27 protein-coding genes are annotated in these 15,971 nt (G+C 62.9%); all 27 read right to left on the reverse strand.

From position 1 onward, the window contains the following. The coding region (locus tag X803_RS20270) for a tRNA pseudouridine synthase A (protein ID WP_084033813.1) at positions 1 to 789 on the reverse strand (789 nt) is incomplete at its 3' end. Positions 790 to 814: 25 nt separating this feature from the next. Beyond that, the gene (gene rplQ / locus X803_RS0114190) at positions 815 to 1,447 is read right to left on the reverse strand and encodes a 50S ribosomal protein L17 (RefSeq protein ID WP_026545638.1); all 633 of its coding nucleotides are present in this window, start codon (positions 1,445 to 1,447) and stop codon (positions 815 to 817) included. Positions 1,448 to 1,512: 65 nt separating this feature from the next. Next, positions 1,513 to 2,523 carry a DNA-directed RNA polymerase subunit alpha gene (locus X803_RS0114195; protein ID WP_026545639.1) on the reverse strand — a complete coding sequence of 337 codons (1,011 nt, stop codon included), beginning with the start codon at positions 2,521 to 2,523 and terminating at the stop codon, positions 1,513 to 1,515. 154 nt (positions 2,524 to 2,677) lie between these two features. Continuing rightward, positions 2,678 to 3,079, reverse strand: coding sequence for a 30S ribosomal protein S11 (gene rpsK, locus X803_RS0114200; RefSeq protein ID WP_026545640.1), 402 nt, complete (start codon positions 3,077 to 3,079; stop codon positions 2,678 to 2,680). Between the two features lie 115 nt (positions 3,080 to 3,194). Next, positions 3,195 to 3,572 (reverse strand): 30S ribosomal protein S13, encoded by a 378-nt coding sequence (gene rpsM, locus X803_RS0114205; RefSeq protein WP_026545641.1) that lies wholly within the window; start codon positions 3,570 to 3,572, stop codon positions 3,195 to 3,197. A 164-nt stretch (positions 3,573 to 3,736) separates the two neighbouring features. Further along, a complete protein-coding gene (gene rpmJ, locus X803_RS0114210) occupies positions 3,737 to 3,850 on the reverse strand; it encodes a 50S ribosomal protein L36 (protein WP_024475611.1) in 114 nt (37 codons plus the stop codon). Between the two features lie 20 nt (positions 3,851 to 3,870). Further along, positions 3,871 to 4,092 (reverse strand): translation initiation factor IF-1, encoded by a 222-nt coding sequence (gene infA / locus X803_RS0114215; protein WP_019481515.1) that lies wholly within the window; start codon positions 4,090 to 4,092, stop codon positions 3,871 to 3,873. A gap of 228 nt (positions 4,093 to 4,320) precedes the next feature. Next, positions 4,321 to 4,791, reverse strand: a complete 471-nt coding sequence (locus tag X803_RS0114220) for a universal stress protein (protein WP_026545642.1) — start codon at positions 4,789 to 4,791, stop codon at positions 4,321 to 4,323. A gap of 115 nt (positions 4,792 to 4,906) precedes the next feature. Beyond that, on the reverse strand, positions 4,907 to 5,731 hold the full coding sequence (gene map / locus X803_RS0114225) for a type I methionyl aminopeptidase (RefSeq protein ID WP_026545643.1): 825 nt from the start codon (positions 5,729 to 5,731) through the stop codon (positions 4,907 to 4,909). Between the two features lie 5 nt (positions 5,732 to 5,736). After that, on the reverse strand, positions 5,737 to 6,309 hold the full coding sequence (locus X803_RS0114230; protein ID WP_026545644.1) for an adenylate kinase: 573 nt from the start codon (positions 6,307 to 6,309) through the stop codon (positions 5,737 to 5,739). Next, positions 6,306 to 7,619 (reverse strand): preprotein translocase subunit SecY, encoded by a 1,314-nt coding sequence (gene secY / locus X803_RS0114235; protein ID WP_026545645.1) that lies wholly within the window; start codon positions 7,617 to 7,619, stop codon positions 6,306 to 6,308. Before secY ends, X803_RS0114230 begins: the two co-directional genes overlap by 4 nt. A gap of 256 nt (positions 7,620 to 7,875) precedes the next feature. Beyond that, complete coding sequence (gene rplO, locus X803_RS0114240; RefSeq protein WP_084033815.1) at positions 7,876 to 8,424, reverse strand: 50S ribosomal protein L15; 549 nt, start codon at positions 8,422 to 8,424, stop codon at positions 7,876 to 7,878. Further along, a complete protein-coding gene (gene rpmD / locus X803_RS0114245; protein WP_026545647.1) occupies positions 8,424 to 8,636 on the reverse strand; it encodes a 50S ribosomal protein L30 in 213 nt (70 codons plus the stop codon). The genes rplO and rpmD overlap by 1 nt, the downstream gene beginning before the upstream one ends. Next, a complete protein-coding gene (gene rpsE, locus X803_RS0114250; protein ID WP_026545648.1) occupies positions 8,636 to 9,346 on the reverse strand; it encodes a 30S ribosomal protein S5 in 711 nt (236 codons plus the stop codon). The genes rpmD and rpsE overlap by 1 nt, the downstream gene beginning before the upstream one ends. A 29-nt stretch (positions 9,347 to 9,375) precedes the next feature. Beyond that, on the reverse strand, positions 9,376 to 9,759 hold the full coding sequence (rplR, locus tag X803_RS0114255; RefSeq protein WP_026545649.1) for a 50S ribosomal protein L18: 384 nt from the start codon (positions 9,757 to 9,759) through the stop codon (positions 9,376 to 9,378). A gap of 2 nt (positions 9,760 to 9,761) precedes the next feature. Further along, a complete protein-coding gene (gene rplF / locus X803_RS0114260) occupies positions 9,762 to 10,298 on the reverse strand; it encodes a 50S ribosomal protein L6 (protein WP_026545650.1) in 537 nt (178 codons plus the stop codon). A gap of 18 nt (positions 10,299 to 10,316) precedes the next feature. Beyond that, positions 10,317 to 10,715: a 30S ribosomal protein S8 gene (rpsH, locus tag X803_RS0114265; RefSeq protein WP_026545651.1), complete on the reverse strand. Its 399-nt coding sequence runs from the start codon at positions 10,713 to 10,715 to the stop codon at positions 10,317 to 10,319. A gap of 91 nt (positions 10,716 to 10,806) precedes the next feature. Then, a complete protein-coding gene (gene rplE / locus X803_RS0114270) occupies positions 10,807 to 11,382 on the reverse strand; it encodes a 50S ribosomal protein L5 (RefSeq protein ID WP_026545652.1) in 576 nt (191 codons plus the stop codon). Then, entirely contained in the window at positions 11,382 to 11,759 is a 378-nt protein-coding gene (gene rplX, locus X803_RS0114275; protein ID WP_026545653.1) for a 50S ribosomal protein L24, read from the reverse strand. Before rplX ends, rplE begins: the two co-directional genes overlap by 1 nt. A 2-nt stretch (positions 11,760 to 11,761) precedes the next feature. Beyond that, a complete protein-coding gene (gene rplN, locus X803_RS0114280; RefSeq protein WP_026545654.1) occupies positions 11,762 to 12,130 on the reverse strand; it encodes a 50S ribosomal protein L14 in 369 nt (122 codons plus the stop codon). A gap of 390 nt (positions 12,131 to 12,520) precedes the next feature. After that, positions 12,521 to 12,814 carry a 30S ribosomal protein S17 gene (gene rpsQ / locus X803_RS0114285; RefSeq protein WP_026545655.1) on the reverse strand — a complete coding sequence of 98 codons (294 nt, stop codon included), beginning with the start codon at positions 12,812 to 12,814 and terminating at the stop codon, positions 12,521 to 12,523. Further along, entirely contained in the window at positions 12,811 to 13,149 is a 339-nt protein-coding gene (gene rpmC, locus X803_RS22970; protein WP_026545656.1) for a 50S ribosomal protein L29, read from the reverse strand. The genes rpsQ and rpmC overlap by 4 nt, the downstream gene beginning before the upstream one ends. Before the next feature lie 2 nt (positions 13,150 to 13,151). Beyond that, positions 13,152 to 13,568 carry a 50S ribosomal protein L16 gene (gene rplP / locus X803_RS0114295; protein WP_026545657.1) on the reverse strand — a complete coding sequence of 139 codons (417 nt, stop codon included), beginning with the start codon at positions 13,566 to 13,568 and terminating at the stop codon, positions 13,152 to 13,154. Continuing rightward, on the reverse strand, positions 13,569 to 14,411 hold the full coding sequence (rpsC, locus tag X803_RS0114300) for a 30S ribosomal protein S3 (protein WP_026545658.1): 843 nt from the start codon (positions 14,409 to 14,411) through the stop codon (positions 13,569 to 13,571). Next, the gene (gene rplV, locus X803_RS0114305; protein ID WP_026545659.1) at positions 14,412 to 14,777 is read right to left on the reverse strand and encodes a 50S ribosomal protein L22; all 366 of its coding nucleotides are present in this window, start codon (positions 14,775 to 14,777) and stop codon (positions 14,412 to 14,414) included. Positions 14,778 to 14,816: 39 nt separating this feature from the next. Next, the gene (gene rpsS / locus X803_RS0114310) at positions 14,817 to 15,098 is read right to left on the reverse strand and encodes a 30S ribosomal protein S19 (protein WP_011692805.1); all 282 of its coding nucleotides are present in this window, start codon (positions 15,096 to 15,098) and stop codon (positions 14,817 to 14,819) included. Between the two features lie 12 nt (positions 15,099 to 15,110). Then, positions 15,111 to 15,950, reverse strand: a complete 840-nt coding sequence (gene rplB / locus X803_RS0114315; protein WP_026545660.1) for a 50S ribosomal protein L2 — start codon at positions 15,948 to 15,950, stop codon at positions 15,111 to 15,113. Between the last annotated feature and the right edge of the window lie 21 nt (positions 15,951 to 15,971).

Consider the following 15,971-nt stretch of genomic DNA (forward strand, 5'->3'; position numbering starts at 1 on the left):
GGGCTCCCCCAGCCACTCGGGCGGCTCTTCGCCGCTGCCGACGCGCAGCGCCGATCCTATGAGCGCACGCACCATGTTGTGGCAGAACGCGTCCGCCTGGACAGTGGCGCGGAGGACGCCGTCAGCCTCGCGTTCAAACTCGAAACGCTGGAGTTCGCGGACAGTTGTGGCGCCGGGGCGCGGCTTGCAGAAGGCGCGGAAGTCCTGCAGGCCCAGCAGCGGCTGTGCACCTGAGTTCAGGAGCCGCTCATCGAGTTCCTCGGAGTGCCAGAGCACAGTGCCGCGGCTCAGCGGATCCTGCAGTTCGGAGCGGTCAGCGATGCGGTAGCTGTAACGGCGCCACAGGGCGGAGAACCGTGCGTCGAATCCGGCGGGCGCCAGGCTGACGGCGCGCACCACGACGGGCGATGCCGGGTTCGCAGCGTAGACCGTGCGGGCGGCTGCGTTGGGCGGCAGATACCGGTTGACGGTTGCCTGGAGGCGCCGCTTCAGGGCCGCTGCGGGATTGATCTCCCGGCCGCGGCTCAGGGCGGACCACTCCGCAGGATCCAGGTCGATGTGGGTGACCTGACCGCGGGCGTGGACGCCGGCGTCGGTCCGGCCGGCCACCGTGAGGCGGACGTGGCGCCGGAAAAGCAGCTCAAGCCCGGATTCGATGGTTCCCTGAACGGTCGGCAGACCGGGCTGGACGGCCCATCCCGAGAAGGGACCGCCGTCGTACGCAAAATCGATCCGGACACGCAAATGCCCGCCATCCGCGGGCGGGATGACGGGCATCTGTTCGTTCATGTGTGTCAGAAGGTGCGCAGAAGAACTACTTCTTCTCGTCTGCTTCCGGCACGGAGCCTTCTTCGATCACAACGGTCTCTTCAGCGTCGCCTTCGGTGGCGCTGACCGTGGTGTCTTCAGCAGCTACCTCGTCAGCCGAAGCTGCCGAGGGAGCGGACTCAGCCGACTCTGCGGAATCGGCCGATTCCGGCGAATCCGCGGACTCAGCCGACGCAACCGGAGCGGCAGCTGCAGCGTCGCGGGCAGCGGCGTTGCCTGCAGCCTGCTCAGCTTCGCCGACGACGGCCTGCTTGGCGGAAACCGCCTCCAGCACCAGCTCGATGACAGCCATGGGAGCGTTGTCGCCCTTGCGGTTGCCGATCTTTGTGATGCGGGTGTAGCCACCGTTGCGGTTGGCGACAGCGGGTGCAATGTCCGTGAACAGCTCGTGGACAACGCCCTTGTTGCTGATGACAGCAAGGACGCGACGGCGCGAGGCGAGGTCACCCTTCTTGGCGAAGGTGATCAGGCGCTCGGCGTACGGGCGGAGCCGCTTTGCCTTGGTCACCGTGGTGGTGATGCGCTTGTGCTCGAACAGCGAGGCGGCCAGGTTGGCGAGCATCAGGCGCTCGTGCGCCGGACCGCCACCGAGGCGTGGGCCCTTTGTGGGTGTGGGCATGATGTTTTATCTCCTCATGAGTGTGCCCGAGGCCGCATCCAACGGCGGCGCCAGGTGTCTAACGTTTAGAGTTCGTCGTCGCCGTAAGCGGCGTCGTCCTCTTCAATCGCAGCGGCGCGGGCCGCAAGGTCGAACCCTGGAGGGGAATCCTTCAGGGACAGACCAAGCTCAACCAGCTTTGCCTTGACCTCATCAATGGACTTGGCACCGAAGTTGCGGATGTCCATCAGGTCAGCCTCGGAGCGTGCAACGAGTTCACCCACGGTGTGGATGCCCTCACGCTTGAGGCAGTTGTAGGAACGAACGGTGAGTTCGAGATCCTCGATCGGGAGCGCCATGTCGGCGGCGAGTGCGGCGTCGCTGGGCGACGGACCGATCTCGATGCCTTCAGCAGCGGTGTTCAGTTCGCGGGCAAGCCCGAACAGTTCAACCAGGGTGGTGCCGGCCGAGGCAACGGCGTCGCGCGGGGCGATGGCGTCCTTGGTCTCCACATCCACGATCAGGCGGTCGAAGTCGGTGCGCTGCTCAACACGGGTGGCTTCCACGCGGAAGGTCACCTTCAGGACCGGCGAGTAGATGGAGTCAACCGGGATGCGGCCGATCTCCGAGTCACCGGACTTGTTCTGCGAAGCGGAGACGTACCCGCGGCCGCGCTCGATGGTCAGTTCGAGCTCGAACTTGCCCTTCGAGTTGAGGGTTGCGATGTGCAGGTCCGGGTTGTGGAATTCCACGCCGGCCGGCGGTGCAATGTCCGCTGCGGTCACAACGCCGGGTCCCTGCTTGCGCAGGTAGGCAACCACGGGCTCATCATGCTCGGAAGAAACCGCGAGGTTCTTGATGTTCAGGATGATCTCCGTGACGTCTTCCTTCACACCGGGAACGGTGGTGAATTCATGCAGGACGCCGTCGATCCGGATGCTGGTGACAGCGGCTCCGGGAATCGAGGAGAGCAGGGTGCGGCGGAGCGAGTTGCCGAGGGTGTAGCCGAAACCGGGCTCCAGCGGTTCGATGACGAACCGCGAGCGGTTGTCAGCGACTACTTCTTCAGTCAGGGTGGGGCGCTGTGCAATGAGCACTTACATTTCCTTTCAGGGAGCATCCGCTATATGACGCAACACAAATGGTGGAAAGGGAAAGCTAGAGAGCGGAACTCAGTAGCTAAACGACAGTCAGCCCCAGGGTGCCCGCACTTCGGTTGAAGCGCGGGCGCACCTGGAGCCAAGGAAGCTACTAGACGCGGCGGCGCTTCGGCGGGCGGCAGCCGTTGTGGGCGCTGGGGGTGACGTCCTGGATGGAGCCAACCTCGAGGCCGGCAGCCTGCAGTGAACGGATCGCGGTCTCGCGGCCGGATCCCGGGCCCTTGACGAAGACGTCGACCTTGCGGACGCCGTGCTCCTGAGCACGCTTGGCAGCAGCCTCGGCGGCAGTCTGCGCAGCGTAAGGGGTGGACTTGCGAGAGCCCTTGAAGCCAACCTCGCCGGCGGAGGCCCAGGAGATGACAGCTCCGCTGGGGTCCGTGATCGAGACGATGGTGTTGTTGAACGTGCTCTTGATATGCGCCTGACCGAAGGCGATATTCTTCTTGTCCTTGCGACGCGGCTTGCGCACCGCTCCACGAGTCTTGGGGGGCATTACTTCTCCTACAAAGGTTTTAGAAAGAGGGGGTTGAGGTGGTCCGCTTGGGCCCCTGACCGCCGGGTTCCCTGGCTTAGCGAGCTCTGCGAGCTAAGTTAGGGGGCGGTTAGGGTCAGCGGCCGGCCTTCTTCTTGCCTGCGACGGTGCGCTTGGGGCCCTTGCGGGTACGCGCGTTGGTCTTGGTGCGCTGTCCGCGCACAGGAAGGCCGCGGCGGTGCCGGATGCCTTCGTAGCTGCCGATCTCAACCTTGCGGCGGATGTCTGCAGCTACCTCACGGCGGAGGTCACCCTCGACCTTGTAGTTGCCTTCAATGTAGTCGCGAAGCTGAACCAGCTCAGCGTCAGTCAGATCCTTGACGCGCGTCTCCGGGTTGATCCCGGTTTCTGCGAGCGTCTGGTCTGCACGGGTCTTGCCCACGCCGTAGATGTAGGTAAGCGCAATGACAACCCGCTTTTCGCGGGGGATGTCTACGCCAGCGAGACGTGCCATAGTGGCGGTTCTCCTTTTGGTGACCGGAGGTCTGAAACAGTGCGGCCCGGAAGATCCCGGTCCCCGGCCTCCGTACCGGGGGTGTGGGCGCATCCTTCCGGATGAGCCCTGCGCTGCTTTTTTACTGTGGTGTTACTACGCGTGGGTGACCCTCAAAAGAGGATTCAGCCCTGGCGCTGCTTGTGGCGCGGGTTTTCGCAGATTACGAGTACGTTGCCCTTGCGGCGAACCACCTGGCACTTGTCGCAAATCCGCTTCACGCTCGGCTGGACCTTCATGGTTTTCCTTTGCGTTTGTCTTATTTGTAGCGGTAGACAATACGACCCCTGGTGAGGTCATAAGGGCTGAGTTCCACTACCACCCGGTCCTCGGGGAGGATTCGAATGTAGTGCTGACGCATCTTTCCCGAGATGTGGGCTAGAACAATGTGTCCGTTGGCCAACTCAACGCGGAACATCGCGTTGGGCAGAGCCTCGTTCACAGTGCCTTCAATCTCAATGACACCGTCTTTCTTGGCCATATCCTCCGCTAACTTCTGTGCCGCCACTTGCGGGGCGGACGGTCTTGGGTTTTGATTGTCTACATCCTTTGCCCGTGCTATTCGCCAGGGCCGCCCAGAATTGGGCACAGGGGAAGAGACAACCAACGGACAACTCTACGCTACGGCCGTCCAGATGTTAAATCGCTGCACGGGCACACGGCGCCGTGAATAAACCCGGCGGAACGCCGTCGGAAAGGCCCGGGACGGCTAGCCCTTGGAGCGCTTCCAGAAATGGTCGGCGCGGTGACCATCATCCGTGTGCACCACAAGGACCGGACAGGAGGCATGCGAAACGCATGCTGAGCTCACCGAGCCGAGATGCAGCCCCATGAAACCGCCATGGCCGCGCCTGCCGACCACGAGCATCACTGCGTCTGCACTCGCTTCGACCAGTTTGGCCGGCGCTGGACCGCGGATAAGTTCCTGGCTGACATTGACCGCAGGCTCAGGCCCGAACGCCCTGCCGAGCGCCGCCGTGAGCGCGTTTCCCGCTGAGGCTTCAAAAGCGTCAAGGTCGGGCGGAATGTAGTCGGCGTACATCTTCGGGAAGTCCCAGCACGCCACCGCATGAACTCTCGCATCCAGCGCGGGCGCCATTCGCGCCGCAAGATGCAGCGCCTGAATTGAGCAATCAGAGCCGTCCACGCCAACCACGATTTTCGCTTCGGGGCTTTCCATCGCCGTTCTCCTTCTCCCCCGTCCGTTCAACGGTGAATCCAAGGGTGTTGCTGACCATAGACCCGGCCCGCATGCCCGTCAAGAGAGAGAATTTTGAGCCGGCCTGGCTGGCGCCCTAAAGGAGAGGAACTGGCGTGACGCCCAGCTCCGCAAGCCGAGCAGCGCCGCCGTCAGCGGCTGTGAGGACCCAGATACCGCCGTCGTGCACAGCCACGGTGTGTTCCCACTGGCTGGCCCGCTTGCCGTCGACAGTGACAACGGTCCAGTCGTCGTCGAGCGTGGCAGTCTCAAGCCGGCCCTGGACCAGCATCGGCTCGATCGCCAGGCACAGACCGGGCTTGATCTTGGGACCCCGGTGGCCGCTGCGATAATTGAGCACGTCCGGTGGCTGATGCATCTGGGTGCCGATCCCGTGGCCGACGTAATCCTGCAGGATCCCGAGCGCCGGGCCCTCGACGGAGGAGACATAGTCATCAATGGCGGACCCGATGTCGCCGACGAACTTGCCGGTGGCGAGAGCAGCGATCCCCCGCCACATGGCTTCCTCGGTGACACGGGACAGCCGGACGTCCTCGGGACGGGGATTCCCGACTATGACGGTGCGGGCGGAGTCCGAGTGCCAGCCCCGGATCACGGCGCCGCCGTCAATCGAGATGATGTCGCCGTCCTGCAGCACGTAGTCGCCGGGGATGCCGTGCACCACCTCGTGGTTCACGGAGGTACAGATACTGGCCGGGAAGCCGTGGTATCCAAGGAAGTTGGACCTGGCACCGGCTTCCTTGAGAACCGCGGCGAACACACCATCCAGCTCGCGGGTGGAGACGCCCACCCGGGCAGCCGCCACCGTCTCGTCCAGGGCGCCGGCGAGCACAAGGCCCGCTTCCCGCATGGTCCGGATCTGATCGGCCGACTTGTACTCGACCCGCTGCTGGCGGAACATTCCGGCTACCGCGTTACTTTCAGGGCAGACATGACGCGCTCGGTCACTTCATCGATGGCGCCGATGCCGTCCACCCGGGTGACAATGCCACGGCTTTCATACTGCGAGACGACGGCCTCGGTCTGCTCGTGGTACAGGTCAAGGCGGTGCCGGATGACTACCTCGTTGTCATCGGTGCGTCCGTCGAGGCGTGCGCGTCCCAGGAGCCGGCGCACCAGCTCCTCGTCATCCGCCGTGAGCTGGAGGACGACGTCGAGGGTCGAGTCATTCTCGCGGAGGATGTCATCCAGCTCGGTCACCTGTGCCGCCGTGCGGGGGTAGCCGTCAAGCAGGAACCCGTCCTGGACGTCTTCCTCAGCCAGCCGCGCGCGGACCATGCTGTTGGTGACGCTGTCCGGGACAAAGTCACCGGCGTCCATGTACTTCTTCGCCTCGACGCCGAGAGGTGTTTCATTTTTCACGTTTTCGCGGAAGATGTCGCCGGTGGAGATAGCCACCACACCCAGCCGTTCCGAGATCCGGGCGGCCTGCGTTCCCTTGCCCGAGCCGGGCGGTCCAATGATGAGCATCCGTGTCATCGCAATAACCCTTCGTAGTGGCGCTGCTGCAGCTGCGCATCAATCTGCTTCACCGTCTCGAGGCCAACGCCAACCATGATGAGGATGGAGGTGCCGCCGAACGGGAAGTTCTGGTTCGCATTGATGGCCACCAGCGCGATCAACGGGATGAGCGCAACAATGCCGAGGTAGATGGCGCCCGGCAGGGTGATGCGGGACAGGACGTACTGGAGGTACTCCGCGGTGGGGCGGCCGGCGCGGATGCCGGGGATGAAGCCGCCGTACTTCTTCATGTTCTCCGACACTTCCTCCGGGTTGAAGGTGATCGCCACGTAGAAATAGGTGAAGAACACGATCATCGCGAAGTACAGCGCCATGTAGAGGGGATGGTCTCCCGTGGTGAGGTAGGTGGTGATCCAGTTGACCCATTCCGGCGGGGCAGTCTGTCCGTCGGTGGGTGTGTTGAACTGTGCGATCAGCGACGGCAGGTAGAGCATCGACGACGCGAAGATCACGGGGATGACACCGGCCATGTTGACCTTGATCGGAATGTAGGTGCTGCTGCCGCCCAGGGTACGGCGGCCGATCATGCGCTTGGCGTACTGCACCGGGATACGGCGCTGGGACTGCTCGACGAAGATCACGAGCATCACTACGAACAGGCCGATCACCAGGACGCCCAGGAACACGTTCCAGCCCTGCGTGCGCAGGATCTCGCCCAGCGACGTGGGGAACCCTGCAGCAATGGCGGTGAAGATGAGCAGCGACATGCCGTTGCCGACGCCGCGTTCGGTGATGAGCTCGCCCATCCACATGATGAGGCCGGTGCCGGCCGTCAGGGTGAGGATGAGCAGGATGATGGTGATGAGGCTGTCATCCGGGATGATCGGAACCGGACAGTTGCCCAGCAGCGCTCCTGACCGCGCCAGCGACACCAGCGTCGTGGCGTTGAGCAGACCGAGGGCGATCGTCAGGTAGCGGGTGTACTGGGTGAGTTGTGCCTGCCCCTGCGCGCCTTCCTGGTGAAGCTCCTGGAAGCGGGGAATGACAACACGGAGGAGCTGGGTGATGATGCTGGCCGTGATGTAGGGCATGATGCCGAGGGCGAAGACGGACACCTGCAGCAGCGCACCGCCGCTGAAGAGGTTAACAAACTGGTAGAGGCCGCCCTCTGTATTGCCGAGCTGCAAACACTGCTGCACGTTGCCGTAGTCAACACCGGGCGCCGGGATGAAAGCACCCAGACGGAAGATGGTGATGATTCCCAGCGTGAACAACAGCTTGCGCCGCAAGTCTGGCGTCCGGAAAGCCCGGCCAATAGCGCTAAGCAAGCGTCCTCCTGATTAAGTCTTAGTGGCCCTTCACGGGCGATACACACCAACCGAGTCTAACGGCTGGAGCCGGGCGTACGAGAACCCAGGGCAACGATAGCGCCCGTTAAAGGAAACAGACTCCTGGTGAGCCGGGGATCCCGGCCTCCCAAGAGTCTAATTGCTTCATGAGCCAGATCACAGCCGGCTCCCCTGCCGCCGTCGTCCGGATGCCCGAGGGCTACCGGTACGACGGCGGCGGGATGCCGTGCTGGAACTACGGTGCCGAGACCGTGCCGCCGGCGGCGGTGATCTTCTCGGCAGCGCTGGCGGACACGGCGTGGACCTTGACGTCCACCTTGACCGCGATGTCGCCCGTTCCCAGCACCTTGACGAGCTGGTTCTTGCGCACTGCGCCCTTGGCGATCAGGCTGTCCACGGACACCTCGCCGCCTTCGGGGTAGAGCTCGTTGAGCTTGTCCAGGTTGACTACCTGGTACTCAACGCGGAACGGGTTCTTGAAGCCGCGCAGCTTCGGCAGACGCATGTGCAGCGGAAGCTGGCCACCTGCGAACCCTGCCTTGACCGAGTAGCGTGCCTTGGTGCCCTTGGTGCCACGGCCTGCGGTCTTGCCCTTGGAGCCTTCGCCACGACCAACGCGGGTCTTGGCGGTCTTGGCACCGGGAGCGGGACGAAGGTGGTGAACCTTCAGCGCGTGGACGCGGGGCGTGCTCTCAGCAACTTCCTGAGCGGCAGCGGCCTTGGCAGCAGGCTTGCGGGCCGGCTTCTTCTCGGTGGATTCCTCCACCGTCTTCTTCTCTGCCATTACTTGGCCTCCTCAACCTTCACGAGGTGCGGAACCGTGTTGACCATTCCGACGGTCACGTCGTCAGCATTGCGGACAACAGTGTGCCCGATCCGCTTCAGGCCGAGTGAGCGAAGGGTGTTCCGCTGGTTCTGCTTACCGCCGATAACGGACTTGATCTGTGTGATTTCCAGCTTTGCGGAGCTGGCAACCAGGCGCTTCGGAGTTGCCATTACGCACCTGCCTTCTGATCCTGCATTGCGCGCAGCATCGATGTGGAGGCAACCTCGTCCAGCGGAAGGCCGCGGCGTGCAGCCACTGCCTGCGGCTCTTCGAGCCGCTTCAGCGCGTCAACGGTTGCGTGAACAATGTTGATGGCGTTGGAGGACCCGAGCGACTTGGAGAGGACGTCGTGGATACCGACGCACTCCAGCACGGCGCGCACCGGACCACCGGCGATTACACCGGTACCGGGAGATGCCGGACGCAGGAGCACGACGCCGGCCGCTGCCTCACCCTGAACCAGGTGGGGAACGGTGCCGCCGATGCGGGGAACCTTGAAGAAGCTCTTCTTGGCTTCCTCGACCGCCTTGGAGATGGCCATGGGAACTTCCTTGGCCTTGCCGTAGCCGACGCCGACCATGCCGTTGCCGTCACCGACAACCACAAGTGCGGTGAAGCTGAAGCGCCGGCCGCCCTTGACGACCTTGGCGACGCGATTGATGGACACGACACGCTCTACGAACTTGTCCTTGTCATCCCGGCCACCATCGCGACCGCCACGGCCGCCATCGCGACCGCCACGGCCGCCATCGCGACCGCCACGGCCGCCGTCGCGACCACCGCTGCGCCCGCCGCGGCGATCGTCAGTGTTTGACGCCGTCCCGGTGGACTCGGCCGCGGGAGCTTCCGTTGCTGGCTGCTCAGCCTTTGCCGTATTCAATGAGGCTTCCTTTGCGTTGTTCTGCTCGGTCACAGTGCCAGCCCACCTTCACGTGCGCCGTCTGCGATTGCGGCAATCCGGCCGTGGTACTTGTTACCACCACGGTCGAAGACGACTGCCTCGATACCTGCAGCCTTTGCACGCTCAGCGACGAGCTCGCCAACGCGCTTGGCCTTGGCAGTCTTGTCGCCGTCGAACGAACGCAGGTCGGCTTCGAGGGTCGACGCCGAGGCAAGGGTGATGCCCTTGGAATCGTCCACGACCTGCACGAATACGTGGCGGGCGGAACGGTTGACTACCAGGCGCGGACGGACCGCGGTACCGGTGATGCGCTTGCGGACCCGAAGGTGGCGCCGTCCGCGCTGGGCGGACTTGCTCTTCGAGATGCGCTTCTTGTTGATGCTCAGTGACATGGTTACTTACCAGCCTTTCCGACCTTGCGGCGAATAACCTCGCCCGCGTAGCGGATGCCCTTGCCCTTATAGGGATCCGGACGGCGCAGCTTGCGGATGTTCGCAGCAACTTCGCCGACCTGCTGCTTATTGATGCCGGACACGGATACCTTGGTGGGGCTGTCCACAGTGAGCGTGATGCCCTCCGGAGCCTTGACGGCAACGGGGTGGCTGTAGCCCAGCGCGAACTCCAGGTCGGAACCCTTGGCCTGCACACGGTAACCGGTGCCGACAATCTCGAGGTTCTTCTTGTAGCCCTCGGTCACTCCAACAATCATGTTGGAGATCAGGGTGCGGGTCAGGCCGTGCAGCGAACGCGACTCGCGCTCGTCGTTCGGGCGGGAGACGGTGACCGTGTTTTCCTCAAGGGAAACCTGGATCGGGCTGGCAACAGTGTGGCTCAGCTCGCCCTTGGAACCCTTGACGGACACGAGGCTGCCGTCAACCTTGACCTCTACGCCTGCAGGCACGGTGATGGGGAGACGTCCAATACGTGACATGTTTCTTTCCCTTTCCCGTTACCAGACGTAGGCGAGGACTTCCCCACCTACACCCTTCTTGGCTGCCTGGCGGTCTGTGAGCAGACCGGAGGACGTGGACAGGATGGCAATGCCCAGCCCGCCCAGAACGTGCGGCAGGTTGGTGGACTTTGCGTAAACGCGCAGGCCCGGCTTGGAGATGCGCCGGATGCCCGCGATGGAGCGCGTTCGGTCAGGACCGAACTTGAGGTCGATGGTGAGCTTCTTGCCCACTTCTGCTTCCTCTTCCTTCCAGCCGGCGATGTAGCCTTCGGCCTTGAGGATGTCGGCAACGCGTGCCTTCAGCTTGCTGTACGGCATTGACACGGAATCGTGGTAAGCCGAGTTGGCGTTGCGGAGACGCGTGAGCATGTCTGCAACTGGATCTGTCATTGTCATTGGGCTCTAGCCCTTCCTCGTAACGGTTTCCGGACCCCGGTGAACTCCAGCGTCAGCTGGCAACCCCGGAACGGACCTGCAACGTAGTTGATTAGTCTTCGGATTTGAACGGGAAGCCGAGCGCCTTGAGCAGTGCGCGGCCTTCGGCGTCAGTCTTGGCAGTGGTCACTACGGTGATGTCCATGCCGCGGACACGGTCAATCTTGTCCTGGTCGATCTCGTGGAACATGGACTGCTCCGTGAGGCCGAAGGTGTAGTTGCCGTTTCCGTCGAACTGGCGCCCGTTGAGGCCGCGGAAGTCGCGGATACGGGGCAGGGCCAGCGAGACCAGGCGGTCAACAAATTCCCACATGCGGTCGCCGCGCAGTGTTGCGTGCGCACCGATCGGCATGCCTTCGCGAAGCTTGAACTGCGCGATGGACTTGCGTGCCTTGGTGACCTGCGGCTTCTGGCCGGTGATCTGGGTGAGGTCGCGGACCGCACCGTCAATGAGCTTGGAGTCCTTGGCGGCATCTCCAACACCCATGTTCACAACAACCTTGACGAGCCGGGGAACCTGGTTGACGTTGCTGTAGTTGAACTCTTCCAGCAGCGTCGACTTGATCTCGGACGCGTAGCGGGCCTTCAGGCGGGGGGTGATCTTGGTTTCTACGGCTTCAGCAGTCATTACAGATCCTTCCCTGATGCCTTGGCGACGCGGATGCGGACCGTGCGCTCACGACCGTCCCGCTCCACGGTTTCGGTGCGGTAGCCGACACGGGTGGGCTTCTTGCTCTCCGGGTCTACCACTGCGACGTTACTGATGTGGATGGATGCCTCAACGGTCTCGATGCCACCGGTCTTGGTGCCGCGCTGCGACTGCCCGACCTTGGTGTGCTTCGTGATGCGGTTGATGCCCTCGACCAGTACACGGTTGCTCTCAGGGAATACCTTGAGGACCTTGCCCTGCTTGCCGCGGTCTCCGCCGCGCTCCTGCTTGGCGCCGGTGATGACCTGAACGAGGTCACCCTTCTTGATCTTCAGCTTCGAACGGGTCTGAGCCATGACTACAGCACCTCCGGGGCCAGTGAAATGATCTTCATGAAGCGCTTGTCGCGGAGTTCGCGACCGACCGGACCGAAGATGCGGGTACCACGAGGATCGCCGTCACCCTTGAGGATCACGGCAGCGTTCTCGTCGAACTTGATGTAGGAACCATCCGCACGGCGGCGTTCCTTCTTGGTGCGGACGATGACGGCCTTGACCACATCGCCCTTCTTGACGTTCCCACCGGGGATAGCGTCCTTGACGGTGGCGACAATGACGTCACCAATTCCTGCGTAGCGACGTCCGGATCCGCCGAGAACACGAATGGTAAGGATTTCCTTAGCACCCGTGTTGTCGGCGACCTTGAGTCGCGACTCCTGCTGAATCACTATTTACTCCTTGCGTCGCGCTGGTTCTCAGACCGAAATCCTGCCTACGGAATGAGCCTTGCGGAACGGTTGATCGGGGTGTCTCTGGACCCACCTGGATTTTGCCAGTGGAGGGCCTAAACGCCCGTGCCCAAGGCATTTGCCTCCCAGGCGCGGAATGCGCAGGGAAGTACTATGCCGGAGCACGATTGTTTACGAGGTTTCATGATGCGGGCGCAAAGGCGCCACACAAACTCAATATCCTAGCACGGATCCGACAGCGAAGATTCGCGCAGGTGTGGCGACTCAGCACAGTGGAAAGTCGCCACACCTGCGCAAATCTTCCGGACATGCGAACGGTCCCCCGTTCAGAAGAACGAGGGACCGCAGGCTGTTGGTGCTCGAGAGGGCCTACTTGGCCTTCTCGATGACCTCCACCAGGCGCCACCGCTTGGTAGCGGACAGCGGCCGGGTTTCGCTGATCAGGACCATGTCGCCGACACCGGCGGTGTTCTGCTCATCATGGGCCTTGACCTTCGAGCTGCGGCGGATGACCTTGCCGTAGAGGCCGTGCTTGACGCGGTCCTCCACCTCAACGACGATCGTCTTCTCCATTTTGTCGGAGACGACGTAGCCGCGGCGGGTCTTGCGGTAACCGCGCTTTGAGGACTCCAGTACGGTCGCCTCGTTCTTCTCTTCACTCATTTGGCATCCTCCTCAGAAGCCTGTGTTTCCACGGACTCTTCGTCCTTCGTGGAGGCCTTCTTGGATTTCTTGCCGGCCTTTTCCGTCTTTGCTTCTTCAACCGGGGCAACGACGTCGGGCCGAATTCCCAGCTCACGCTCGCGCAGCACGGTGTAGATGCGGGCAATATCCCGCTTTACAGCGCGCAGGCGGCCGTGGTTTTCAAGCTGACCGGTGGCCGACTGGAAGCGCAGGTTGAACAGCTCTTCCTTAGCCTTGGCGAGTTCCTCCACCAGACGGTCCCTATCGAACCCATCCAGCTGGTCGGTTGCCAGTTCCTTTGAACCGAGTGCCATGACTATTCACCACCCTCACGACGCACGATGCGTGCCTTCAACGGCAGCTTGTGGATCGCCAGGCGCAGGGCCTCGCGAGCTACCTCTTCATTGACACCGGAGAGCTCAAAGAGAACACGGCCGGGCTTGACGTTGGCGACCCACCACTCGGGCGAACCCTTACCGGAACCCATACGGGTTTCGGCAGGCTTCTTGGTCAGCGGGCGGTCAGGGTAGATGTTGATCCACACCTTTCCGCCACGCTTGATGTGACGGGTCATGGCGATACGCGCAGATTCAATCTGGCGGTTGGTGACGTATGCCGGGCTCAGAGCCTGGATACCCCACTCACCGAAGCTGACCTGCGTGCCGCCGGTGGCAGCGCCCGAGCGACCCGGGTGGTGCTGCTTACGGAATTTCACTCGACGTGGGATAAGCATTTAAGCCTGTCCTCCTTCCGCTGCAGCAGCGGACTCAGCCGGTGCGGACTCGGCGGGAGCGGCGTTAGCCTCACCCTGACCGGCACCGCGATCGGCACTACGACGACGGCGGTCACCGCGGTCCGGGCCGGCCGGGCCGCGTCCGGGGCGGTCCCCGCCACGTCCACGCGACGGCGCGGCAGCTGCCTGGGCAGCCAGTTCCTTGGCGGTGATGTCGCCCTTGTAGATCCAGACCTTCACACCGATGCGGCCGAAGGTGGTCTTGGCTTCGAAGAAGCCGTAGTCGATGTTCGCACGCAGGGTGTGCAGGGGCACACGGCCTTCGCGGTAGAACTCCGAACGGCTCATTTCAGCACCGCCGAGGCGGCCTGAGCACTGTACGCGGATACCCTTGGCACCGGCACGCTGTGCCGACTGCATGGCCTTCTTCATGGCGCGGCGGAATGCCACACGCGAAGAGAGCTGCTCAGCAATGCCCTGGGCAACCAGCTGCGCTTCGATCTCGGGGTTCTTGACCTCGAGGATGTTCAGCTGGACCTGCTTGCCGGTGAGCTTCTCCAGCTCGCCGCGGATGCGGTCCGCTTCGGCGCCGCGGCGGCCGATCACGATGCCCGGACGCGCTGTGTGGATATCCACACGGACGCGGTCGCGGGTGCGCTCGATCTCAACCTTGGCGATGCCTGCGCGGTCCATGCCCGTGGACATGAGCTGGCGGATCTTGATGTCCTCGCGGACAAAGTCCTTGTAGCGCTGGCCCGGCTTGTTGCTGTCAGCAAACCAGTGTGACCTGTGGTCAGTGGTGATGCCGAGTCGGAACCCGTGCGGGTTTACTTTCTGTCCCACTTAGCGGTCCTCCACTTTCTCAGGGGTAGCGACAACAACAGTGACGTGGCTGGTCCGCTTGTTGATGCGGTAGGCGCGGCCCTGGGCACGCGGCTGGAACCGCTTCATCGTGGGACCTTCATCGACGTATGCTTCGCTGATGATGAGGTCGCCTTCGTCGAATGCAACGCCGTCGCGGTCCGCGAGGACACGGGCGTTGGCAACTGCCGACTGAACTACCTTGAATACCGGCTCCGAAGCTGCCTGGGGGGCAAACTTCAGGATTGCCAGAGCCTCATTCGCTTGCTTACCACGAACAAGGTTGACGACGCGCCGGGCCTTCATAGGCGTTACGCGCAGATGACGCGCAATAGCCTTGGCTTCCATTGCTTTCCTTCTCTCGTCTTAGCCGTAGAAACAAGCGCCTTAGCGGCGCTTGCCCTTGCGGTCGTCCTTCACATGGCCGCGGAATGTCCGCGTCGGAGCGAATTCGCCGAGCTTGTGCCCGACCATCGACTCGGTGACAAACACCGGAATGTGCTTGCGCCCGTCGTGCACGGCAATCGTGTGGCCGAGCATGTCCGGGATGATCATGGAACGGCGGGACCACGTCTTGATGACGTTCTTGGTGCCCTTCTCGTTCTCGCGGTCCACCTTGACGAACAGGTGCTGATCGACGAAGGGGCCTTTCTTCAGGCTGCGTGGCATGTTTCCAGGCTCCTATCGCTTGTTCTTGCCGGAACGACGGCGACGCACAATGAGCGAGTCGCTTTCTTTGTTGGGACGGCGGGTACGGCCTTCGGCCTTACCGTTCGGGTTGACCGGGTGACGTCCACCGGAGGTCTTGCCTTCACCACCACCATGCGGGTGATCAACAGGGTTCATTGCAACACCACGGACGGTCGGGCGAACGCCCTTCCAGCGCATGCGGCCTGCCTTGCCCCAGTTGATGTTCGACTGCTCGGCGTTGCCGACCTCGCCGATGGTGGCGCGGCAGCGCACGTCAACGTTGCGGATTTCACCGGACGGCAGGCGAAGCTGCGCGAAGCGGCCTTCCTTGGCGACCAGCTGGACCGAAGCGCCGGCCGAGCGGGCCATCTTGGCACCGCCGCCGGGACGCAGCTCCACAGCGTGGATAACGGTACCCACGGGGATGTTGCGCATCGGCAGGTTGTTGCCGGGCTTGATGTCGGCACCGGGGCCGGCCTCAACGTTGTCGCCCTGCTTCAGCTTGTTCGGCGCGATGATGTAGCGCTTCGTGCCGTCCACGTAGTGCAGGAGCGCAATGCGCGCGGTGCGGTTGGGATCATATTCGATCTCTGCAACGCGTGCGTTGACGCCGTCCTTGTCGTGGCGACGGAAGTCGATGAGACGGTACTGACGCTTGTGTCCACCACCCTTGTGACGGGTGGTGATCTTGCCGGTGTTGTTACGGCCGCCCTTTTTGGGGAGCGGACGCACCAGGGATTTCTCCGGCGTCGACCGTGTGATTTCTGCGAAGTCGGCAACGCTCGAGCCGCGACGGCCCGGGGTTGTCGGCTTGTATTTGCGGATAGCCATTTTTCAGTTCCTCGTTAAAGT

The organism is Arthrobacter sp. 35/47 (assembly GCF_000520475.1).
In the GTDB taxonomy this organism is placed as follows: domain Bacteria; phylum Actinomycetota; class Actinomycetes; order Actinomycetales; family Micrococcaceae; genus Arthrobacter_D; species Arthrobacter_D subterraneus.